We start from the raw sequence: 21,806 nt of genomic DNA, 5'->3' as shown, positions 1-21,806 counted from the left end.
GGGAGGTCAGGCCGCCGCATCGGTCGGTGCGGTCGCGGCCAGGCGGGCCGTGTCGGCCAGCGAGGCCTCGATGGCCTGCGTCTCGCGCGCGAGCAGGGCCAGCCCCTGGTCGGCGAACGCGCGGTGACTGGCCACGTCGGCCCACAGGCTCGCCGCAGCTTCGGCACACGTCAGCGACGTGAAGCGGATGCGGCCCTTGGCCAGCGCGACGAAGCGCTGCTCGCGCAGCGGATCGGCCCGGTCCCAGGCGCCGCCGATGAGCACGCGCTTGCCGCGCTTGATGCGGGGCTCACGCTCGGCGAAGAAAGGCAGCTTGGCGCCGAACCAGCCCGGCAGGCCGGTGTTCAGCGCGGTGTCGAAGGCCGAGGGCGCGGCGTTCGCCTTGGCAAACTCGCGCAGCGTGCCGAGCTGGTAGAGCGCCGGGTCCTTGGCGCCGCCCGTGCCTTCGACCGGCCGGATGACGGACGGGCCGCTGTTGCCCGTGCCCGGTCGCCCTTCGGGCCGTTTCGACTTGCGCAGGTCCGCCAGCTGGGCCGGCGACATGCACAGGTACAGCGCCGCAAGGTCAGCGGGCAGGGTGGCGGTGTCCGGGAGCGCGTCCGCTGCAGGGCCTTTGATTTCATCCGACGGGGCCATGGGCGCCTTTGTTCTTCACGCGGGGTTTGCGCCGAGGGATTTTAGGAGGGGCGATGCGGGCCGCCGCCCGCGCCCGGCCGCGTCAGTGCTCGGGGCCGCCCTGCCCCTGCGGCTCGGGCGCCGGGGCCGGCAGCCATTGCAGCTCGTCCGGCAGGTACGGCCGCGACCAGCGCATCCCGTCCAGCCGCACGCGCAGCGTGAGCCCCCGCACGGTGGTCACGGTGCCGGGCTGCCCGTGCACCAGCACCCTGGCGCCCTTGCGGGCAGGCACATGAAATCGTTTCCGGATGTCCTCGTAGCTCACTGGGGTCTCCATCGATGAAGGTCGCGTGCGCCCGCGTAGTCATGCGCATGCGCATGACTACGCACGGGGGAAGCGTCTGGATTCAGGAACGGCCAAGAAGCGCGTGCGGCGGGGCGCTGCGCCTGGAACCGGCCACGTGGTGGATCTGCGCTGGATCCCCACAAAGTTCACGGTCATCGGGACCGGCATGGTGCCACGCGAGGCGAAGCCCTCCGACGCTTCTCGACAATGCCGCCCCAGGGAGGAGTCATGGCGCATGGAACGCACCAGGCTTCACGTATAAAATCTTATACATGCGAGTGCGTCAATGGACGAGAAGGAAATCCGCTGGGTGGGCTCGTCCTATGCAGACCTGCTGGCCTTTCCCGTGGAACCGCGCCGCGCGGCGGGTTTCGAACTGGGCAAGGTGCAGGCCGGGCTGGACCCGACGGACTGGAAGCCCTTCAACGACGTGGGGGCCGGCACACGGGAAATCCGGCTGCGGGACGCCAGTGGCATCTACCGCGTGATGTACGTGGCGAAGTTCGAGGAAGCGGTCTATGTCCTGCACTGCTTTCAAAAGAAGACACAGGCCACCAGCCCACAGGACAAAGCCATCGCCCAAGCGCGCTACCGCGCCGTGATCCACGCCAGGAAGGACAGACCATGAAGACCGACACCGCCATCCGCCACGTCACCCCGCCGGGCGCCAACCTCTTCCTCGAGCTGGGCTTTGCGCCGGCCGAAGCCCGCCGCCTGCAGGCCGCCTCGCACAAGCAGATCAACGACACGCGGCTGCTGAAGCAGCAGCTCATGGAAGCGCTGGCCGGCTGGATCGCCGAGCACCAGCTGAAGCAGGCCGAAGCGGCTGAGATCCTGATGGTCTCGCGCCCCCGGGTGTCGGACGTGGTGAACAAGAAAACGACCAAGTTCACCATCGACACGCTGGTCGAAATGCTAAGCCGCATCGGCAAGCCGGTCACGCTGACCGTCGGCTGATCCCTGTCCGCCCGTCCCCGATAATCGCCCGAGTGAAAACGACGACTGCCCACCCCGCCCCCTCCTCCAGCGACTTCTCCGGGCACACGCCCATGATGGCGCAGTACCTGGGCCTCAAAGCCGACCATCCGGACACCCTGCTGTTCTACCGGATGGGCGATTTCTACGAACTGTTCTGGGCCGACGCCGAGAAGGCCTCGCGCCTGCTCGACATCACGCTCACCCAGCGCGGCCAGTCGGCCGGGCAGCCGGTGCTGATGTGCGGCGTGCCCTTCCACTCGGTCGACACCTACCTCGCGCGGCTCATCAAGCTGGGCGAATCGGTCGCCATCTGCGAGCAGGTGGGCGAGGTCGGCGCCAGCAAGGGGCCGGTCGAGCGCAAGGTGGTGCGGGTGGTCACGCCCGGCACGCTGACCGACTCGGAACTGCTCAACGACAAGAGCGATTCGCTGCTGCTCGCGGTGCATGCGGGCACGCGCAATTTCTGCGGCCTGGCCTGGCTCAGCGTGACGGGCGCCGAGCTGCGGCTGGCCGAGTGCCCGGCCGATGCGCTCGAAGCCTGGATCGCGCGCATCGCGCCGAGCGAGCTGCTGTACAGCGCCGAGGTCACGCCCGCCTTCGAGCAGCGCCTGAAGGCCGCGCGCGCGGCCGTGCCGTTCACGCTGTCGCTGCGTCCCGCCTGGCAGTTCGATCCCGGCCTGGGCGAGCGCAAGCTCAGCGAGCAGATGGGCAGCCACAGCCTTGCGGCATGGAACGCCGAATCGCTGGGCAACGCGCATGCCGCCGCCGCCGCGCTGCTGGGCTATGCCGAGCACACGCAGGGCCGCGCGCTGTCGCACGTGCAGCGGCTGTCGGTGGAGCGCGACGGCGACCTGATCGAGCTGCCGCCCACCACGCGCCGCAACCTGGAGCTGGTGCAGACGCTGCGCGGCGAAGACGCGCCCACGATGTTCTCGCTGCTCGACACCTGCATGACGGGCATGGGCAGCCGCCTGCTCAAGCGCTGGCTGCTCTCGCCGCGCCGCGACCGCAGCGAAGCGCAAGGCCGGCTCGACGCCATCGGTGCGCTGCAGTCCCCCGGGCCCGGCGCCACCGCCGCGCCTTGGCGCACGCTGCGCGAGCAACTGAAGAACACCAGCGACGTGGAACGCATCGCGGCGCGCATTGCGCTGCGCCAGGTGCGCCCGCGCGAACTGGTGGCGCTGCAGCTCGCGCTGGCAAAGGCTGAGCAACTCGCGCCGCTGCTGCCGGGCGCCGCGGCGCTGCTGGCGCAGATCACCGAACGCCTGGCGCCGCCGCCGGGCTGCGCCGATCTGCTGGTGCGCGCGATCAAGCCCGATCCGTCGGCGCTGGTGCGCGACGGCGGCGTGATCGCCACGGGCCACGACGCCGAGCTCGACGAGCTGCGCGAGATCAGCGAGAACTGCGACGACTTTTTGCTCAAGCTCGAGATCAGCGAGCGCGAGCGCACCGGCATCAGCAACCTGCGCGTGCAATTCAACCGCGTGCACGGCTTCTACATCGAGGTGACGCAAAGCGCGCTCTCGAAGGTGCCCGACAACTACCGCCGCCGCCAGACGCTGAAGAACGCCGAGCGCTTCATCACGCCCGAACTCAAGGCTTTCGAAGACAAGGCACTGAGCGCGCAAGACCGCGCGCTGGCGCGCGAGAAGTGGCTGTACGAGCAGCTGCTCGACGCGCTGCAGCCCTCGGTGCCCGCGCTCACGCAGCTGGCCGGCGGCATCGCTGCGCTCGACGCGCTGTGCGCGCTGGCCGAGCGCTCGCACACGCTGAACTGGCGCGCGCCGACCTTCGTGTCGCACCCGTGCATCGAGATCCAGCAGGGCCGCCACCCGGTGGTGGAGGCGCGGCTGGCCGAGAAGTCGTCGGGCGGCTTCATCGCCAACGACACGCAGATGGGGCCGCAGCAGCGCATGCAGATCATCACCGGCCCGAACATGGGCGGTAAGTCGACCTACATGCGGCAGGTGGCCATCGTGGTGCTGCTGGCCTCCATCGGCTCGCACGTGCCGGCCACGGCCTGCCGGCTCGGGCCGATCGACGCGATTCACACACGCATCGGCGCGGCCGACGACCTGGCCAACGCGCAGTCGACCTTCATGCTCGAGATGACCGAGGCCGCGCAGATCCTGCACAGCGCCACGGCGCAGTCGCTGGTGCTGATGGACGAAATCGGCCGCGGCACCAGCACCTTCGACGGCCTGGCGCTGGCGGCCGGCATCGCGGCGCAACTGCACGACCGCAGCAAGGCCTTCACGCTGTTCGCCACCCACTACTTCGAGCTCACCGAGTTCCCGGCCACGCACCACGGCGCGGTGAACATGCACGTGAGCGCGACCGAGTCGGGCCGCGACATCGTGTTCCTGCACGAAATGCAGCCGGGCCCGGCCAGCAAGAGCTACGGCATCCAGGTGGCGCGCCTCGCGGGCATGCCCGCGGCGGTGGTCAACCACGCGCGGCAGGCGCTCGACGCGCTCGAATCGCAGCATGCGCAAACGCGTGCGCAGGTCGACCTGTTTGCGCCGCCGCCGGCCACCGAAACCCCCATGGCCAGCGCCGTAGAATCCGCGCTGGCTGCCCTCGACCCGGACGCCATGAGCCCGCGCGAAGCCCTCGACGCGCTCTATGCCCTCCAGAAACTGAACGCACGTGAACGCAGTACCGCATGAGCGGGCCCAGTTCCTGCAAGGCGAACCCATGACTTATTGCGTAGGCATCAAACTCAACGCCGGCCTGGTGTTTCTCTCCGACTCGCGCACGAATGCGGGGGTGGACCACATCAGCACCTTCCGCAAGATGATCGTCTACGAACAGCCGGGCGACCGCGTGATGGTGCTGCTGTCGTCGGGCAACCTGAGCATTTCGCAGTCGGTGCGCGAAATTTTGCAGATCGAAGAGCTGCGCGAAACGCGCGAAGACGGCACGCAGGGTGAACCCATCACCATCTGGAACGCCAAGAGCATGTTCGACGCCGCGCGCGTGCTGGGCTCGGCCGTGCGCCATGTGTACGACCGCGATGCCGAGGCGCTCAAGCACGCGGGCCTCGATTTCAACGTGTCGTTCATCTTCGGCGGGCAGGTCAAGGGCGAAGGCATGCGCCTGTTCCTGGTATACGCCGCGGGCAACTTCATCGAAGCGACCACCGAGACGCCCTACTTCCAGGTGGGCGAGTCGAAGTACGGCAAGCCCGTGCTCGACCGCGTGCTCACGCCCGAGACGCCGCTGGACGAAGCCGCCAAGTGCGCGCTGGTGTCGATGGACTCGACCATGAAGTCGAACCTGTCGGTCGGCCTGCCGCTCGATCTGGTGGTGTACGAGGCCAACAAGCTCGAGACCGACCGCGTGATCTGCATCGACGCCGACAACCCCTACTACCGCATGATGCACAACAGCTGGGGCCAGAAGCTGCGCGAGGTGTTCGACAGCATCGAAGACCCGGTGTGGGACGACAGCGCCACCGAACACCCGCTGCGGATGCCGGCCACGCGCCACAGCCCGCTGCGCAAGATCTCGACCCCCGACGAAAAGCTCATCTGAATCTGTCCGTGCCTCCTGTCATCTTTTCGCACGGCAACAGCTTTCCGGCGAGCACCTACCGCGTCGTTCTCGACAGCCTTCGCAACCGGGGCTTCGAGGTCGACGCCATCGAGAAATTCGGGCACGACCCGAAGTACCCCGTCACCGACAACTGGCCGCACCTGGTGCAGCAGCTGGCCGATTTCGCCAAGCTGCGCGCCGACCGCGCGGGCGGCCCGGTGTTTCTCATCGGCCATTCGCTGGGCGGATTCCTGAGCCTGATGTGCGCGGCGCGCCACCCCGAGCTGGCGCGCGGCGTGCTGCTGATCGATTCGCCGATCCTCGGCGGCTGGCGCGCGAACACGCTCAACGTGGTCAAGCGCACGCCGCTCATGAAGAGCATTTCGCCCGGCGCCGTGAGCCGCAAGCGCAAGAACAGCTGGGAGCACCGCGAGGCGGTGTTCGAGCACTTCCGCAGCAAGAAGGCGTTCGCGAAGTGGGACGAGCAGGTGCTGCATGACTACATCGACCACGGTACCTTCGACAGCGAAGACACGCGCTCGCTGAGCTTCGACCGCGACGTGGAAACCGCCATCTACAACACGCTGCCCCACACGCTGGGCGCGCTGCTGCGCCGCCATCCGCTCAAGTGCAAGGCGGCCTTCATCGGCGGGCGCCAGTCGGTCGAGATGAAGCAAGTGGGCATGGCGATGACCGAGCAGGTCACCAAGGGCCGCATCACGATGCTCGACGGCAGCCACCTGTTCCCGATGGAAAAGCCGCTGGCCACGGCGGCGGCCATCGAGGCCTCGCTGCGCAACCTGATGTAGGTGGTGTTCAGGCGGTGCGGCAGGCGACCGCGTCGCCGACGCGCAGCACACCGCCACGCAGCACCCGCGCCGTCACGCCGCCATGCCCGCGCATGGCGTTGTAGCCACCGGGGCCGAGCAGTTCTTCCATGCGCGAGCAAGGCTCGCAGGGCCCGGTGATCTCGAGCAGCACCTCGGGTCCGAGCGCCAGCACCAGCGGCTGGTCACGAAACAGCGAGCGCGCCGCCAGCAGGTTGAGGCCCGACACGACGAGGTTGCGGCGCAGCAGCCCCGCATCCACACCCGCCACACGCTGCACGAGCGCCGCGACAACCGGCAGGTGCTCCGCCTGGATCAGCGTGACCTGCCGCTTGCCACCGCCGCGCCCGGCGCTGCTGCGGTCGCCGGCCAGGCCCAGCGCTTCGATCGCCAGCACCTCCTGCACCGACTCGACAGGCGTGCGCCGCGCGGGGCGCAGCAGGATGGCGTCGAGCCGGCCGGGGTGCGGGAACTGCCGGGTCAGGGCGTGGAGATCGGACATACGCCGCATTGTCCACGCGGACTTTTTTTGCGCGCCGCTGTCGGCCCGCCGCATACTGGCGCGTCCTTGGGGTTGAACCGACCTTCTTCGAAGCGACACGCACCGCGCCGACGATGACCACCACCGAGCTGAGCTGGATCGCCACCACGCTGACCGCCGCACGCCCGCGCGCGGTGGCCGCGTTGCTGCGCTACTTCCGCGACCTGGACACGGCCGAGGAAGGTTTTCAGGAAGCCAGCCTGCGCGCGCTGCGGCACTGGCCCGAGCAGGGCCCGCCCGACGATCCGCTGGCCTGGCTGATCCTCGTGGGGCGCAACGCGGCGCTCGACGAGCTGCGGCGGCGCGACCGGCACGATCCGCTGCCCGAAGCCGATGACGGCGACGTGGACATGACCCTCGACCCCGACCTCGCCGAACAGCTCGACCAGTCGCACTACCGCGACGACGTGCTGCGCCTGCTGTTCGTCTGCTGCCACCCCGCGCTGCCGCTCGCGCAGCAGATCGCGCTCGCGCTGCGCATCGTCTCGGGCCTGTCGGTGGCGGAGATCGCGCGCGCCTTCCTCGTCGGCGAGCGCGCGATGGAACAGCGCATCACGCGCGCCAAGCAGCGCGTGGCCGCGGCCGGCCTGCCCTTCGATGCGCCCGGCGCGCGCGAGCGCGGCGAGCGGCTGGCGGCCGTGGGCGCGGTGGTCTACCTGTTGTTCAACGAAGGCTATGCGGCCAGCGGCGGCACGGCCCATGTGCGCGTGGCGCTGTGCGAAGAGGCGATCCGCCTTGCGCGCCTGCTGTGCGACCTGTTCCCCGACGAGCCCGAGACCGCCGGCCTGTGCGCCCTGCTGCTGTTGCAGCACGCACGCGCCGATGCGCGGCTGGACGCGGGCGGCATGGTCGTGCTGCTCGAAGACCAGGACCGCACGCGCTGGCACCGCGCGGCAATCGACGAAGGCCTGGCCCTGCTCGACACCGCGCTGCGCCAGCGCCGCATCGGGCCGTACCAGCTGCAGGCGGCCATCGCGGCCACGCACGCACGGGCGACGCGCGCGACCGACACCGACTGGGCCGAGATCGACCGGCTCTACGCCGGGCTCGAAAAGCTGCAGCCTTCTCCGGTGGTCACGCTCAACCGCGCGGTGGCCGTGGCCAAGGTGCGCGGGCCCAAGACGGCGCTGGCGATGGTCGACGGGCTGGCAGAGCCGCTGTCGGCGTACTTCCACTTCCACGGCCTGCGCGGCGGGCTGCTGACGCAGCTGGGCCGCGCCGACGAAGCGCGCCGCGCCTTTGCCGACGCGCTCGCGTTGGCCCGCACCGCCGCCGAGGCCGCGCACATCCGCCTGCTGCTCGACCGCCTCGGCGCGGGCGCCTCTTCCGACTCCCTTCAAGCAAAGGACGCACGATGCTCTATTCCATCCTGATCTACGGTTCCGAAGCTGCGGCGGCCGGCTGGGCGCCCGAGGTCGAAGACGAGATGCTCGAGCGCCACACCGACCTGCGCGACGAGCTACAGGCCGCCGGCCGCCTCGGCACCGTGCTGCGCCTGATGCCCGACACCGCCACCACCGTGCGGCACGCCGGCGCCGCGCATCCGCTGGTGACCGACGGGCCGTTCGCCGAGACGAAGGAGCAGCTGATGGGCATCTACATCGTCGAGTGCGAGTCGCTCGAAGACGCGCGGCATGCGGCGCGGCGGCTGGACTTCGAGGGCGGCGTGTTCGAGATCCGCCCGGTGACCTGGTACGACCCGGGCGTGATCGCGCCGCGCATCCCGCAGGTCTGAAAAAAACTCCACTGCGCTGTCGGATCATCTGGGCCTGCGCCGTCCTTGGAACGAGCGCCCGCATGTCGCGGGTCGCCATTCACGCCAAGGAGAAGCTCTCATGCCCTCGAATGCCCTGTCTTTGCAAGACCGCTGCGCCGTGATCCACGGTGGCAGCGGTGCCCTCGGCGGCGCCGTCGCCCGCGCCTTTGCACGCGAAGGCGCCCGCGTGTTCGTCACCGGCTGCAACCGCGACAAGCTCGATGCGGTGGTGCGAGACATCACCCAAGCCGGCGGCCATGCGCAGGCCGCGGTGGTCGATGCGCTGGACGAGGCCGGGATGCTGCGCCACGCGGCCGAGGTCGCCGAGCAGGCCGGCGGCATCGACCTCGCGTTCAACGCGGTCGGCGTCTTCCACGTGCAGGGCCGGCCGCTGGCCGAGCTGTCGCTGGAGGACTTCTTCCTCCCCATCCACGCCTACACGCGCAGCAACTTCCTCACCGCCAAGGCCGTGGCACCGCACATGGCGGCGCGCGGCGGCGGCATGATCCTGTCGGTGTCGACGCCCGCCTCGCGCCTACCCGGCCCCGGGTACCTCGGACATGCCGTGGCCTGCGCCGGCGTGGAAGGGCTCATGCGCCACATGGCGGGCGAGCTGGCGGCCTTTCGCATCCGCACCGCCTGCATCCGCTCGCACGCGATTCCCGAGGCGGTGGCCGCGGGCTCGCACAGCGGCGAGGTGTTTCGCCCGGCGGCCGAGCGCATGGGCCTCACGGTCGAACAGATGCTGGCCGAGCGGCCCGAGGGCCTGCTGGTGGCGCGCCTGCCCTCGCTGGACCAGCTCGCGGGCACCGCGGTGTTTCTGGCCTCGCCGCTGGCTGGGGCCATGACGGGCGCAATAGTCAACCTGAGTGGAGGGGTCATCCTCGATTAGGGTTGTGGTCGCTTTGAATTAACATCAAGATACAAATAGGAACTTTAGAAACAGTCGTTTCATTTAAGAAAAAACGTTGCACCACGTACACCACGGCTCAAAAATGTCGTCCTATGTCTGCCCCTCTCCTGGAAGACGTTGAAGTGGTCTCGCTGAGCCCCGCGCTGGTGGTCGAAGACGATCCGGCGATGCGCGAGCGCCTGGCGTACGTGCTGTCGACGCTCGGATGCGACGAGCCCCAGATCGCCTGGGCCGACAGCCTGACCTCGGCCCGCTCGCTGCTGGAGCAGCAGCATTTCGGCGTGGCGCTGGTCGACATCGGCCTGCCCGACGGCAGCGGCGTCGACCTGATCGAGTGGATGCACGTGCACCACCGGCTGGTGCCCGCCGTGGTGATCTCGGCCTGGCGCACCGAGGCCGTGATCTTCGCGGCGTTGCGCGCCGGCGCCATCGGCTACCTGCTGAAGGAACGCGACGACCTCGAGCTCAGCATCGCGCTGCGCAGCATCGAGCAAGGCGGCGCACCGATCGACCCGGCCATCGCCCGCCGCATCCTCGGCTGGGTCGCGACCCAGCTGCCCGGCCTGCCCTCGCCGCCCGACGACCCGTCGCTGACGCCGGCCACCACGCCCGTCATGCTGACGCCGCGCGAGCGCAAAATCCTCGAGCTCGTGTCGCAAGGGATGAGCAACCGCGACATGGCGGAGGCGCTGTCGATCTCCAGACTGACCGTGGAATGCCACACCAAGAACATCTACCGCAAGCTGGCCGTCAACTCGCGCACCGAGGCGGTCTACCAGGGCCGAAGGCAGGGCTTGCTGCGCTGACGGTCTTCGCGGGCCTCGTGATGTGGGCCCTGTGGCTGCTGCTCTCGACGGGCGGCGCACACGCACAAACACCGGTGGTTCCTGAGCTTCGCGCCGAAGCCGCACGCGGCACCGGCTGGCACGACACGACGCCGCCCGCCGACGGCTGGACGCCCGTCGCCCTGCCCGACAGCTGGGCCACGCGCTGGCCCGGCTTCGACGGCGTGGTCTGGTACCGGTTGACCTGGGAGCAGCCCGCACCCGTGACCGAAACCGGGCTGCTGCTGCACTACCTGAACATGGCCGGCGAGGTCTCGCTCAACGGCACGACGATCTGGCGCGACCGCAGCCTGGTCGAACCGCTCACGCGCGCATGGAACTCGCCGCGCTACTGGCTGCTGGACGCGCCGCAACTGCGCGCCGGCACCAACACGCTGCTGGTGCGCGTGTCGGGGCTGTCGGCCTACCAGGCCGGGCTGGGGCCGGTGAGCCTGGGCACGCCCGCGCTCCTGCAGGCCGAGTTCGGCCGCGAGCAGCTCATGCGGCGCGACCTGCAGGTGTTCGGCCTGGCGACCAGCGCGGCGGTGTCGGCCTTCTTCGCGGCGTGGTGGCTGCTGCGCCGGCGCGAGACGGCCTACGGCTGGTTCGCGGCGATGTCGGTGCTGTGGCTGCTGTTCGGCTACAACCAGATCGCCACCAGCCCCTGGCCCTTTGCCAGCAACCACAGCTGGCAGGCGCTGAACACCTCGCTGCTGCTGTTCTTCAGCGTGTCGTACGGCGTGTTCGTGCTGCGCTTTGCCGGGCGGCGCCTGCCGCGCCTGGAGATCGCGGCGTTCGCGGTGGCGGCCGTCGGCGTGCTCGACCTGTGGTTCGCGGGCACCGCCAACCTGCCCACGCACCGCGCGATCTGGACGCTGGTGGGCGGCCTCACGATCATCGTGGTGAACAGCAGCGGCATCTTCCACGCGCTGCGCCACCGGGGCAGCCCGATGCGTTCGCTCGCGCCGTTCATGGCGGTGTCGGCGCTCACGGGCGCGCACGACCTGCTGGTGTTCACGCAGGTGATCGACAGCAACATCTACTACACGACCATGTCCTCGTACGTGCTGCTCTTGGGCATGGCGCTGACGCAGGCCGGGCGCTTCGTGCAGAGCCTGCGGCGCATCGAGAACTTCAACACCGAGCTGATCGAGGAAGTGAACGCCGCCAAGGCGGAGCTCGCGTCCACGCTCGCGCAGCAGCATGCACTGGAACTCGCGCACGCGCGCATCGGCGAGCGCGTGGCCCTGGTAAGCGACCTGCACGACGGCCTGGGCGGCATGCTGGTGGGCAGCATCGCGACGCTGGAGCGCACGCCCGAGCACCTCAGCGCACCGCAGTTGCTGGCGATGCTCAAGAGCCTGCGCGACGACCTGCGGCTGATCATCGACGCCACCGGCCGCGACGACGGCGCGCGCGCGCTTGGCGAACTGCTGGCGCCGCTGCGCTACCGCAGCGCGCAGCTGCTGGATGCCAACGGCATCGACTGCCGCTGGAAGGTCTCGGGCATCGACACGCTCGAACTCGCGCCCTCGCAGAGCCTGGACCTGATGCGCTTCCTGCAGGAGGCGCTGACCAACGTGCTCAAGCACAGCGCGGGCCGGCGCGTGGACGTGACGGTGGCGCGCGCGGGCGCCGAACTGCAGCTCAGCGTGCGCGACGACGGCCGCGGCTTCGCGGTGGACGGCGTGAGCGGCGGCGCGGGGCTGCGCAACCTGCGGGCACGGGCACGCCGCCTGGGCGCGCAGCTTCAGCTGCAGTCGCGCCCCGGCGAGACGCAGGTGGTGCTGCGGATGCCCCTGGGCGGCGCGGCGCCTACTTGACCAGCGCCAGCGTGCCCTTCATGAGCGACGCGTGGCCCGGGAACGAGCAGAACCACGCATAGCTGTCTCCCGCCTTGAGCTTGCTCACATCGAAGCTCACGGCATCGGTCTCGCCGCCGCCGATGACCTTCGAATGCGCGATGACGCGGGCATCGCCCGGCTTCACATAGGCCTTGTCCAGCCCCGCGCCGATGCCGTCCGCCGCCACGCCCTGCGCGTCGGCCGCCTTGCTCAGCACCCAGTTGTGGCCCATCGCGGCCTTGGGCAGCTTGCCGACGTGCTTGAGCTTCACGGTGAACTGCTTGCAGCTGGCCGGCACGGCGATGGCGGTCTTGTTGAACTGCATCGCGTCGTTGCCTTCGATCTCGATGTCGCAGGTGGCGGCCAGCACGGGGCCGGCGAGCAGCGCCGTGAAAAGCAGGGCCGCGGTGGTTCTCGTCTTCATCACATGGTTCCTTCGGTGAGGTGCCGATTCGGCACGCCCCACTGTGCGGTGGGCGTGCCGCGAAACACTTGCGATGAATCAATGCGCGCGGAGAAAGGTCTCAGAGTTCGAGCACCAACCGCCCCTCGCAGGCGCGAGAGCAGCAGGCCATCATCTTGGTGTTCGCATCGCGCTCGCTGCGCGTGAGCACCACGTCGCGGTGATCGACCTTGCCGGCCAGCACGCGCACTTCGCACGAACCGCACAGGCCTTCCTCGCAGTCGCTCTGCACATCGACGTTGGCCGCGCGCAGGGCCGTCAGCAAGGTCTGGTCGGGCGGCACGGTGATGACGAGGCCGGAGTCTTTCAGCTCCACCTCGAAGGCATGTTCCTTCGACGGGTCGAGCGTGGCCAGCGTCGATTCGAAATGCTCCACGCGCAGCGCGCCCTCGGGCCACGCGGCGCAGCAATCTTCGAGTGCTTCGAGCATGCGCAGCGGGCCGCAGGCATACACCTGCGCGCCGGGCACGGGCGTGGCCAGCAGCGCGCGCAGGTCGTTGCGCCGGCCTTCGTCGGCGGGATGCACGTGCAGGCGCTCGCCGTGCAGCGCGGCCAGTTCGTCGACGAAGGCCATGCTCGCACGGCTGCGGCCGCTGTAGTGCAGTTCGTAGTTCATGCCCAGCGCCTTGGCGCGCCGCGCCATCGCGCTCACGGGCGTGATGCCGATGCCGCCGGCGATGAAGATCGCCTTCGGCAGCGACTCGTCGAGCCGGAAGTGGTTGCGCGGGCCGCGGATGCGCAGGCGGTCGCCCACCTTCACGTTCGCATGCACCCAGGCCGAACCGCCACGGCCTTCGGGCTCGTGCAGCACGGCGATCTCCAGCGCGTGGGCTTCGTCGGGGTCGCCGCACAGCGAGTACTGGCGCGACAGCTCGGGCGAGCCGCATTCCACGTCGATGTGCGAGCCCGGCGTCCAGCGCGGCAGCGGCTTGCCGTCGGGCGACACCAGGCGCAGGCGCACGATGCCGTCGGCCACCGGCGTCACGCGCTCGACCACCACGGGCCGCGCGATGGCGTGCGCCGACGGCTCGCCGATGCGCACCGGCACCTGCACGTCGCGCAGGCCCGCGTTGGCGCGCTCCGGGTTGGCGCGCGGGTCCCACTCGACCCACAGGTGCTCGGGGCCACGGAACGAGGTGTTGGGCACGTAGCTGAAGCGTTGCTCCGACAGGCGCATGTGCGGCAGGCGGCGCGTGAACTCCTCCAGGAAGATCTGCATCTCCATGCGCGCCAGGTTCTTGCCCATGCACTGGTGCGAACCGTAGCCGAAGGTCAGGTGGTCGCTGGCGTTGTCGCGGCGAATGTCGAACAGGTCGGCATCGGCGAAGTGGCCTTCGTCGTGGTTGGCCGACGAGGTGACGATCAAGAGGCGCGAGCCTGCCGGCAGGTCGACGCCGCCGACCTGCGTGTCTTTGGTGACGAGCCGGCGCCAGGCGGCCACCGAGCCGTTGTGGCGCAGGCACTCTTCCACCGCGTTGGGAATGAGGCCCGGGTCGTCGCACAGCTCCTGCCACACCTGCGGGTGCTGCAGCAGCAGCTTCACGGCGTTGGCGGTGGCGTTGGCGGTGGTCTCGTGCGCGGCCACGATGCCGGCCATCATCATCGAGTGCAGGTACGAGTCGGTGACGACCTCGGGGTGCTGCATCTGCTTGCGGATGCCGTACTGCATCCAGCCGGGTGCGTCGGGGTCCTGGCGCATCTTGTCGAGCACCTTGCCGGCGTACTGCCAGAAGTTGCCGACCGCGTGCGCCACGGCCACCTGCTCCTCGGGCTTGGGGCGGCCCCAGGTGTTGACGGTGTGTGCAATGGAGTATTTGCGCAGCGTGTCCATGTCTTCCTCGGGCACGCCGAGAAAGTGCAGCGCCACGGTGAGCGGAATCTCCCACAGCATCTGGTCGACGAGGTCGGCGCGGCCGTCGTCGATGAAGCGGTCGACGTAGCTGCGCGCGAGTTCGCGCACCAGCGGCTCGTGGTGCTTCAGCGCCTCGGGCGTGAACGGGTCCATGAGCGCGCGGCGGCGCGGCATGTGGGCCGGTTCGTCCTCGTTCACCAGCGTGCGGTTGAGCGCAAAGCCGTAGCTTGCGAGCACGGCATTGGCTTCTTCGCCCGTGGGCGTGATCTTCTCCAGCGCGTTCGACGGGCTGAAGGTGAGGTTGTCGCGGAACACCGCCTTGATGTCGTCGTAGCGCGTGATCACCCAGTAGCCCAGCTTGGGGCTGTAGAAGATCGGCTCCTGCTCGCGGGCCCAGCGCACGTACTCGGGCGGGTCCTGCTGGTAGCCGTCCTCGAAGGGATCGAACTCGGCGGCGCGCTGGCTCACGGGGCAGCCGGTGGGCGTGCTGTGCGACGAGAGCGCCCCGTGCGCGACGGGGCAGCCAGAAACTGAGGAGATGCGCGATGGCATGGCGGTGTCGGACATGGCAGCAGACTCAGTCGAGCGTGATCTTCAGGTCGCGGATCAGCTTGTGCCAGCGCGCGGTCTCGGCCTTGAGCAGCTCGGTGTACTGCGCGGGCGTGTTGCCCACGGGCTCGACGCCGAAGTCGACCATGCGCTTGTTCACCGAGGGCTCGTGGATGGCGGCCACCAGCTGGCGGTTGAGCGTGTTCACCACGTCGGCCGGCGTGGCCGCGGGCACCACCACGCCGACCAGCGCGGCGGCTTCGACATTCTTGTAGCCGAGCTCGGCGAAGGTGGGCACATCGGGCAGCTGCGGCAGGCGCGTGGGGTTGGCCACGGCCAGCGCGCGCACCTTGCCGCCCTTGATGAAGCCGGCGCCGGCGGCCATGTCGACCATCATGGCCGGCAGCTGCCCGCCGACCACGTCGGCCAGCGCGGGCGCCGCGCCGCGGTACGGCACGTGGACCATGAAGAGCTTGGCTTCCACTTTCAGCAGTTCCATCGCCAGGTGGTGCGGGCTGCCCGCGCCGGCCGAGGCGTAGTTGATGCCGCCCGGCTTGGCCTTGGCCTGGGCGATGAAGTCCTTGGCGGTGGCAAAGCCCGAATTGGCGCCGACCACCAGGATCATCGGGAACTTGCCCATCAGCGTGACGGGCGTCAGGTCCTTGGTGGGGCTGTAGCTCAGCGACTTGTACAGCGCCGGGTTGAACACCAGCGTGCCGTTGTCGGCCGAGAGCACGGTGTAGCCGTCGGCCGGGGCACGCGCGGTTTCGGCGGCGGCCAGCGCGGTGTTGCCGCCCGGCTTGTTGTCCACCAGCACCGGCTGGCCGACCTGGGTCGACAGCGTCTGGGCGACGGTGCGCGCGAGGAAGTCGGAACCGCCGCCCGCGGCGTAGGGCACGAGCCAGCGGATCGGCTTGGCGGGGAAGGTGGTCTGGGCGCTGGCGGCGGTGGCCAGGGCAGCCAGGGACAGGACCGCAAGGCCGCGGGCGAAGTGCATCTTCATCGGGGTGTCTCCGGGGTGGAAATTGTGTATTGCGTAATTATCATACGCATTGCGTAATCACCAATCCACGGGTTTACCCGGCCACCGAGGCCGCCACCTAAGATGCCGACGACATGACCTCCCCCGCCGAAGCACCCTCTTCCCCTCCCCGCGAGCGCCGCCAGCGCGTGCAGTCCGCCGAGACCGGCATGGCCGTGCTCAAGGGCCTGGCGCACCTGGGCGGGCGCAGCAGCCTCACGGCGCTGGCCACCCACGTGGGCGAGAGCCCGGCGAAGGTGCACCGCTACCTCGCGAGCCTGATGGAAGAAAGCCTGGTGCGCCAGGACACCGCCTCGCAGCACTACTACCTGGGGCCCGAGGCGATCCAGATCGGCCTGGCCGCCATGCGCCAGGCCGACCCGATCCGCGCGGCCGAGCCCTGCCTGATCCGCCTGCGCGAATCGCTGGAGGTGACCTGCTTCGTCGCGGTGATGGGCAACAAGGGCCCGACCATCGTGCGCTTCGAGGAGCCGGGCCTGCCGGTGACGGTGAACGTGCGCGCCGGCTCGGTGATGTCGATCCTGTGGTCGGCCACCGGGCGCGCCTTCCTGGGCCTGCTCGACGAATCGCGCGTGGTGGCGCTGGCCGAGCAGGAACTGGCCGACGCCACCGAGGACATGCGCGCGCTGCTCGATGCCGACGACCCCATCGGCGCGCTGCGCCGCGAGGTGCAGCAGGCGCACTGCGCCATCGTGCGGGACACCTACCTGCGCGGCATCAGCGCCGTGGCGGCGCCGGTGTACGACTACGCGGGAAGGGTGTGCGCCGTGATCACCGCGCTGGGCGCCACGGGCGGGTTCGATCCGTCGATCGACGGGCCGATCGCCATCGCCGTGCGGCGGGAGGCGAAGGCCGCCGGCGCGCTGCTGGGCGCGGCGGCCTGAGGCTGCTGGCTTATTCCGCCCAGACCACGGCGCCGGTCCACGCCGTGGCCAGCACCACGATGCCGAAGGCGATGCGATACCACGCGAACGGAATGAAGTTGTGCGTGCTGATGTACTTCAGCAGCCAGCGCACGCACAGCCATGCGCTGATGAACGAGAAGGCCAGGCCCACCGTGAACATCGGAATGTCGGCCACCGACAGCAGCGCGCGCTCCTTGTAGAGGCTGTAGGCGCCCGCACCGATCAGCGTCGGAATCGCCAGGAAGAACGAGAAATCGGTCGCCGCCTGGCGCGACAGGCCCAGCAGCATGCCGCCGATGATGGTCGAGCCGCTGCGGCTGGTGCCGGGGATCATCGCGAAGCACTGCACCAGGCCGACCTTGAGCGCGTCCCAGGGCGTCATGTCGTCCACGTGCTCGACGCGCACCGAACCGGGCGGGCGCTTCTCGGCCCACAGGATGATGAAGCCGCCGATGATGAAGGTGCTCGCCACCACGGTCGGGATGAACAGGTGCGCCTTGATCATCTTGCCGAACAAGAGGCCCAGCACCACCGCGGGCAGGAAGCCGATGACGATGTTCAGCGCCAGCCGGCGCGCCTTGGGCTGGCGCGGCAGCGCCACCACGGTCGAATGGATCTTCTGCCAGTAGACCAGGATCACCGCGAAGATCGCGCCGGTCTGGATGGCGATGTCGAACACCTTGGCCTTGGCGTCGTCGAAGCCCAGCAGCGAGCCCGCAAGAATGAGGTGGCCGGTCGACGAGATCGGCAGGAATTCGGTCAGACCCTCCACGATGCCCATGACAGCGGCCTTGACCAGCAAAACGATATCCACGCGTACTCCTTGAAAGACCGGCAATTATGGCGAGGCCATCGGTCAGGCCCTGTTCAGGCGCCGTTCCGCCGGTGGAACACAAGGCAGCCCGCCCACGGAAATACCTAGTTCAGGTGATGTTCGACCTCGGCGCGTTAATACATATTGATAACAGTTATTCATCTGCGCCCGAAGGAGCATCCATGTCAACGTTCACCACCGGGAGTGAACTCGAGGACTGCGTCGCAGAAGAACGCCCCTCGACGCTCGACGACCATGTCGAAGACCGTCTCAAGAGCCCCTGCCAACTGGAGCGGGAGCAGTGCCACGGCATGCTGCGCGTGGCCGAAGCCACCGGCGCCTCGGCCCACGAGCTGCGCCAGCTGACGCAGCGCCTGGCCGACATCGACCGCTGCGGCGCCAGCGCCTGCATCGTCGCGCAGGGCCATGTGGAGGCCGACCGCATGGCCTCCGGCCTGCAGGCCAACGCCGCCCTGTGCATCGACTTCCGGCTGCTGGAGCCGCTGGGCCCGGCCCACGACAAGAAATGGTTTGCGCGCTGGAAGTTCTGGAGCTTCCTGCTCGGCGCGGCCGGCCCGGTGGCCGCGCTCACGCTGCAGGGCCTGGCGCTGCGCCCGAGCGAGCCGCACGACGCGCACGCCGACCTGGTCGCCAAGTCGCGCAAGGTGCTCGAAAGCTGGCGCCGCACCTCCGACACCCTCTTCTGGCACGCGGTGGAAGACTACGTGCGCCAGCAGGCCTTCTCGCTCGAGACCCAGGCCTACCTGATGCACTGCGTGGCGTCGGTCTTCGCCGCCGAGGCGCCCGTGCTGTGCGACGCCGAGCGCGAACGGCTGGCCGCCGTGCTCACCGACACCTACTGCGACGCGCTCGGCACGGCGGCGACCATGCCCTCGTCGGACATCTACCGCCGCCTGGCGCAGGGCCTGGAAACCGACAGCGGCAACGCCGGCCCCGGCCGCCCGCTCGCGCGCGGCGAGGCCGCGCAGGTGGCAATGACCACGCTGGTCACGGTCGTCGGCAACGGCGGCTCACACTGAAGCTGAAGCACGCCGGCGCAGCGCGCGCACCGCGCTGTCGACCGTCGTCAGCACCGGCAGGCCGCTGGCCGCCTCGCAGGCGCCACGCGCCCGCGCCATGCTGAACTGAGCCAGGGCAATGCGCGTGCAGCCGCGCACACGCAGCGCGGCGGCCTGTTCGGCGATGAGCGCATCGTGGCGCTGCGTGTCGCCCGCATCGAGCGCGGCCAGCGCGCCCTCGGCCAGCGCGAGTTCGAGCGCCATGCCCGAAGGAAACTCCGGCGGCATCGATTCCAGCGTGCGCGCAAAAGTCGCGATCAGGCCCAGCCGGCCTTCGCCCTGCACGGCCTCCTCGATCATGGCCTCGTTGGGCTTGAGCACCGGAATGCCCGCGTGCCGCTGCGCCACCGCCTCGATGCACGGCCCGAAGGCCGAGCAGGTGAAGAGGATGCCGCGCGCGCCCGTGTCCACCGCGTACTGCGCCAGGCGCTGGAAGCGCTCGTGCATCGCCGCGTCGAGCCCCTTGCCGTCGCGCGCGAGGTCGGCCGAAAGGCTGTCGTCCAGCAGGTTCATGCGCACGGCCTCGGGCCAGTCGCGCGCGAAGGCTTCGTTGATGGGGGCGACGGAATGCGAGAGCGCGTGGATGAGGGCGATGCGTGTCATGAAGTCAGGTGAGATCAGATGCCCTTGGACGACGGGTTGGCAAAGGCCTCCTTCGTCTCGGCATTGAGCGGGTAGTTGATGTTGATGCCCTTGGGCGGAATCGGCGACATGAACCACTTGCTGTAGAGCTTTTCCATCTCGCCGGACTTCATCATGCCCGACACCACGCGGTCCACCAGCGCCTTGAAGGCCGGGTCGTCCTTGCGGAACATCAGCGACTGGTTCTCGGTGCGCAGGCTCTCGCCGGTGATGACGAAGTCCTTCGGGTTGCGCGCGTTGGCGATCTGGCCCGCGAGCAGGATGTCGTCCAGCACGAAGGCCTGCGCGCGGCCGCTCTCGACCAGCAGGAACGAGTCGGTGTGGTCCTTGCCCGAGAGCTGGTTCACCTCGAGGCTTCGGCCCTTGTCGGCCGCGCGCAGCAGGCGGAACGAGGTGGTGCCGGCGGTGGTGACCACCGTCTTGCCCTGCAGGTCGGCGATGCTCTTGATGCCCGAATCGGCCTTCACCAGCGTGCGCACGTTGTAGCGGAAGATGTCCGGCGAGAAGGCCACCTGCGACTGGCGCTCGACCAGGTTGGTGGTGGAGCCGCACTCGATGTCCACCGTGCCGTTCTGCACCAGCGGGATGCGGTTGGCCGAGGTCACGGCCTGGTACTTGATGTCGAGGGCCGGCAGCTTCAGCTCGGTCTTCACCGCGTCGACGATGCGGTTGCAGATCTCGATGCTGTAGCCCACGGGCTTGAGGTTGGCGTCCAGGTACGAGAAGCCGAACGAGGCCTCGCGGTAGCCGAAGGTGATGGCGCCGCTGGCCTTGATCTTGGCGAGCGTGTCGTTGGCGGGCTGCGCCTGCGCGGGAGCGGTCGGAGCCAGGGCGGCAAGGGCCAGCGCGAAGGCGGCGGCGATGGAAAGCGACGGGCGAAGCTGGGGCATGGAACGCTCCTCGGAACGGCGGTTGAAGAAAAAGGGGCGGTGGCTCAGCGCGTGGCGCTGCGCGTGACCGCGTCGACCGAGGCGGCGAGCCGCGCGACGATCTCCTGCAGGTGATCGCGCGTCGCGATGTACGGCGGCGCCAGCAGCACGTGGTCGCCCTGGCGCCCGTCCACCGTGCCGCCGAAGGGGTAGCACAGCAGTCCGCGCGCCATCGCGTCTTTCTTGAGGAGCGCATGGACCTTCAGCGATGGATCGAAGGGCTGCTTGCTCGCGCGGTCGGCCACCAGCTCGACGCCCCAGAAGAAGCCGCGCCCGCGGATGTCGCCCACGTGCGGGTGGTCGCCCAGCGCCTCGGCCAGCATCGCGCCGAAGGCAACGCCGTCGTCGCGCACCTTGGCAACCAGGCCGTCGCGGCGGATCACCTGCTGCACCGCGAGCGCCGCTGCGCAGGCCATCGGATGGCCCAGGTACGTATGGCCGTGCTGGAAGAAGCCGCTGCCCTTGGACATGGCCTCGACGATGCGGCGCTGCGCCAGCACCGCGCCGATCGGCTGGTAGCCGCCGCCCAGGCCCTTGGCGACGGTCATCAGGTCGGGCACCACGCCCTCCTGCTCGCAGGCGTGCAGCGAGCCGGTGCGGCCCATGCCGCACATCACCTCGTCGAGGATCAGCAGCACGCCGTACCTGTCGCACACGGCGCGCACGGCCTTGAAATAGCCCGGCACCGGCGTGAGCACGCCGGCGGTGGCGCCGCCCACGGTCTCGGCCACGAAGGCGATCACGCGGTCGGCACCCTGCGCTACGATGGCCGCTTCGAGCTCGGCCGCCAAGCGCAGGCCGTACTGCTCCGCGCTTTCATCGGCGCGCTGCTCGCGGTAGGGGTAGCACGGCGCGACGTGCGTGGCCGGCACGAGGATCGGCGCGAAGGGCTCGCGCCGCCAGGCGTTGCCGCCCACCGCGAGCGCGCCCAGCGTGTTGCCGTGGTAGCTCTGGCGGCGCGCGATGAAGTGCGTGCGCTGCGGCTGGCCGATTTCCACGAAGTACTGGCGCGCCATCTTCAGCGCCGACTCCACCGCCTCGGAACCGCCGCTCACGAGGTACACGTGGCTCATGCCTTCGGGGGCAGAACCGATGAGTTCGTCGGCCAGCTGCTCGGCCACCTCGCTCGTGAAGAAGCTGGTGTGGGCGTAGGCCAGTGTGTCGATCTGCGCGTGCATGGCCGCCATCACCTCGGGATGGCCGTGGCCGAGCGAGGACACGGCCGCGCCGCCCGAGGCATCGAGGTATTCGCGCCCGTCGGCGTCGCGGATGAACATGCCCTGCGCGCTGGCGGCAACGGGCGGGGTCTGGCGAAGGTGGCGGTGGAAGACGTGCGTCATGGCGGGAGGA

Annotated in this window: 22 protein-coding genes; 12 read left to right on the top strand and 10 right to left on the bottom strand. The window is 69.4% G+C overall.

Going from position 1 to position 21,806, the window contains the following annotated elements; all coding sequences use genetic code 11:
• Positions 1 to 6 precede the first annotated feature (6 nt).
• Both AC1RGU_RS13660 and AC1RGU_RS13655 read right to left on the bottom strand, forming a co-directional pair.
• The gene (locus tag AC1RGU_RS13660; protein WP_062474949.1) at positions 7 to 636 is read right to left on the bottom strand and encodes a hypothetical protein; all 630 of its coding nucleotides are present in this window, start codon (positions 634 to 636) and stop codon (positions 7 to 9) included.
• 82 nt (positions 637 to 718) lie between these two features.
• Entirely contained in the window at positions 719 to 907 is a 189-nt protein-coding gene (locus AC1RGU_RS13655) for a polysaccharide deacetylase (RefSeq protein ID WP_390342593.1), read from the bottom strand.
• A gap of 340 nt (positions 908 to 1,247) precedes the next feature.
• Between AC1RGU_RS13655 and AC1RGU_RS13650 the strand changes: the two genes are divergently transcribed.
• The 5 genes from AC1RGU_RS13650 to AC1RGU_RS13630 are packed head-to-tail and all read left to right on the top strand — an operon-like array spanning position 1,248 to position 6,285.
• Positions 1,248 to 1,589, top strand: coding sequence for a type II toxin-antitoxin system RelE/ParE family toxin (locus AC1RGU_RS13650; RefSeq protein WP_492696561.1), 342 nt, complete (start codon positions 1,248 to 1,250; stop codon positions 1,587 to 1,589).
• Positions 1,586 to 1,918, top strand: coding sequence for a helix-turn-helix domain-containing protein (locus AC1RGU_RS13645; protein WP_489058321.1), 333 nt, complete (start codon positions 1,586 to 1,588; stop codon positions 1,916 to 1,918). Before AC1RGU_RS13650 ends, AC1RGU_RS13645 begins: the two co-directional genes overlap by 4 nt.
• 32 nt (positions 1,919 to 1,950) lie before the next feature.
• Entirely contained in the window at positions 1,951 to 4,608 is a 2,658-nt protein-coding gene (gene mutS / locus AC1RGU_RS13640; RefSeq protein ID WP_435533319.1) for a DNA mismatch repair protein MutS, read from the top strand.
• Positions 4,609 to 4,636: 28 nt separating this feature from the next.
• The gene (locus AC1RGU_RS13635) at positions 4,637 to 5,476 is read left to right on the top strand and encodes a proteasome-type protease (RefSeq protein WP_062474940.1); all 840 of its coding nucleotides are present in this window, start codon (positions 4,637 to 4,639) and stop codon (positions 5,474 to 5,476) included.
• Between the two features lie 2 nt (positions 5,477 to 5,478).
• Positions 5,479 to 6,285 carry an alpha/beta fold hydrolase gene (locus tag AC1RGU_RS13630; RefSeq protein WP_206167908.1) on the top strand — a complete coding sequence of 269 codons (807 nt, stop codon included), beginning with the start codon at positions 5,479 to 5,481 and terminating at the stop codon, positions 6,283 to 6,285.
• A gap of 7 nt (positions 6,286 to 6,292) precedes the next feature.
• Here AC1RGU_RS13630 and AC1RGU_RS13625 read toward each other — a convergent pair whose 3' ends face one another.
• A complete protein-coding gene (locus tag AC1RGU_RS13625; protein WP_492696560.1) occupies positions 6,293 to 6,805 on the bottom strand; it encodes an MOSC domain-containing protein in 513 nt (170 codons plus the stop codon).
• Between the two features lie 113 nt (positions 6,806 to 6,918).
• On the opposite strand from AC1RGU_RS13625, the gene AC1RGU_RS13620 reads away from it, so the two are divergent.
• The 5 genes from AC1RGU_RS13620 to AC1RGU_RS13600 all read left to right on the top strand — a co-directional run bounded on the left by AC1RGU_RS13620 (position 6,919) and on the right by AC1RGU_RS13600 (position 12,160).
• Complete coding sequence (locus AC1RGU_RS13620; RefSeq protein ID WP_492696559.1) at positions 6,919 to 8,217, top strand: RNA polymerase sigma factor; 1,299 nt, start codon at positions 6,919 to 6,921, stop codon at positions 8,215 to 8,217.
• Positions 8,199 to 8,579, top strand: coding sequence for a YciI family protein (locus AC1RGU_RS13615; protein ID WP_070062632.1), 381 nt, complete (start codon positions 8,199 to 8,201; stop codon positions 8,577 to 8,579). The genes AC1RGU_RS13620 and AC1RGU_RS13615 overlap by 19 nt, the downstream gene beginning before the upstream one ends.
• A gap of 100 nt (positions 8,580 to 8,679) precedes the next feature.
• A complete protein-coding gene (locus AC1RGU_RS13610) occupies positions 8,680 to 9,492 on the top strand; it encodes an SDR family NAD(P)-dependent oxidoreductase (protein ID WP_492696558.1) in 813 nt (270 codons plus the stop codon).
• Positions 9,493 to 9,605: 113 nt separating this feature from the next.
• Entirely contained in the window at positions 9,606 to 10,319 is a 714-nt protein-coding gene (locus AC1RGU_RS13605; RefSeq protein WP_095948901.1) for a response regulator transcription factor, read from the top strand.
• A gap of 74 nt (positions 10,320 to 10,393) precedes the next feature.
• Entirely contained in the window at positions 10,394 to 12,160 is a 1,767-nt protein-coding gene (locus AC1RGU_RS13600) for a sensor histidine kinase (RefSeq protein ID WP_492696557.1), read from the top strand.
• Here the strand turns inward: AC1RGU_RS13600 and azu are convergent.
• The 3 genes from azu to AC1RGU_RS13585 form a co-directional block, all read right to left on the bottom strand.
• Positions 12,153 to 12,605 (bottom strand): azurin, encoded by a 453-nt coding sequence (gene azu, locus AC1RGU_RS13595; protein WP_139704464.1) that lies wholly within the window; start codon positions 12,603 to 12,605, stop codon positions 12,153 to 12,155. The genes AC1RGU_RS13600 and azu overlap by 8 nt on opposite strands.
• 100 nt (positions 12,606 to 12,705) lie before the next feature.
• Positions 12,706 to 15,063 (bottom strand): cytochrome P450/oxidoreductase, encoded by a 2,358-nt coding sequence (locus tag AC1RGU_RS13590; protein ID WP_492696556.1) that lies wholly within the window; start codon positions 15,061 to 15,063, stop codon positions 12,706 to 12,708.
• Between the two features lie 10 nt (positions 15,064 to 15,073).
• On the bottom strand, positions 15,074 to 16,048 hold the full coding sequence (locus AC1RGU_RS13585) for a Bug family tripartite tricarboxylate transporter substrate binding protein (protein WP_492696555.1): 975 nt from the start codon (positions 16,046 to 16,048) through the stop codon (positions 15,074 to 15,076).
• A gap of 113 nt (positions 16,049 to 16,161) precedes the next feature.
• Between AC1RGU_RS13585 and AC1RGU_RS13580 the strand changes: the two genes are divergently transcribed.
• Positions 16,162 to 16,971, top strand: a complete 810-nt coding sequence (locus AC1RGU_RS13580) for an IclR family transcriptional regulator (RefSeq protein WP_492696554.1) — start codon at positions 16,162 to 16,164, stop codon at positions 16,969 to 16,971.
• Positions 16,972 to 16,981: 10 nt separating this feature from the next.
• Here AC1RGU_RS13580 and AC1RGU_RS13575 read toward each other — a convergent pair whose 3' ends face one another.
• Complete coding sequence (locus tag AC1RGU_RS13575; protein WP_062474913.1) at positions 16,982 to 17,806, bottom strand: undecaprenyl-diphosphate phosphatase; 825 nt, start codon at positions 17,804 to 17,806, stop codon at positions 16,982 to 16,984.
• Positions 17,807 to 17,988: 182 nt separating this feature from the next.
• Here AC1RGU_RS13575 and AC1RGU_RS13570 point away from each other — a divergent pair, with 182 nt between their 5' ends.
• Entirely contained in the window at positions 17,989 to 18,846 is an 858-nt protein-coding gene (locus AC1RGU_RS13570) for a hypothetical protein (RefSeq protein WP_159270950.1), read from the top strand.
• On the opposite strand, the gene AC1RGU_RS13565 is transcribed toward AC1RGU_RS13570, so the two are convergent.
• The 3 genes from AC1RGU_RS13565 to AC1RGU_RS13555 are packed head-to-tail and all read right to left on the bottom strand — an operon-like array spanning position 18,838 to position 21,796.
• Entirely contained in the window at positions 18,838 to 19,488 is a 651-nt protein-coding gene (locus AC1RGU_RS13565) for an aspartate/glutamate racemase family protein (RefSeq protein ID WP_492696553.1), read from the bottom strand. The genes AC1RGU_RS13570 and AC1RGU_RS13565 overlap by 9 nt on opposite strands.
• Before the next feature lie 14 nt (positions 19,489 to 19,502).
• The gene (locus tag AC1RGU_RS13560; RefSeq protein ID WP_492696552.1) at positions 19,503 to 20,417 is read right to left on the bottom strand and encodes a transporter substrate-binding domain-containing protein; all 915 of its coding nucleotides are present in this window, start codon (positions 20,415 to 20,417) and stop codon (positions 19,503 to 19,505) included.
• A 44-nt stretch (positions 20,418 to 20,461) separates the two neighbouring features.
• Complete coding sequence (locus AC1RGU_RS13555) at positions 20,462 to 21,796, bottom strand: aspartate aminotransferase family protein (protein WP_492696551.1); 1,335 nt, start codon at positions 21,794 to 21,796, stop codon at positions 20,462 to 20,464.
• Positions 21,797 to 21,806: the final 10 nt, after the last annotated feature.

The sequence above is a fragment of the Variovorax sp. GW823-FHT02B07 genome (assembly GCF_058797695.1).
Note: the sequence above shows the minus strand (reverse complement) of the source record. Positions and strands in the feature narration are given on the sequence as shown.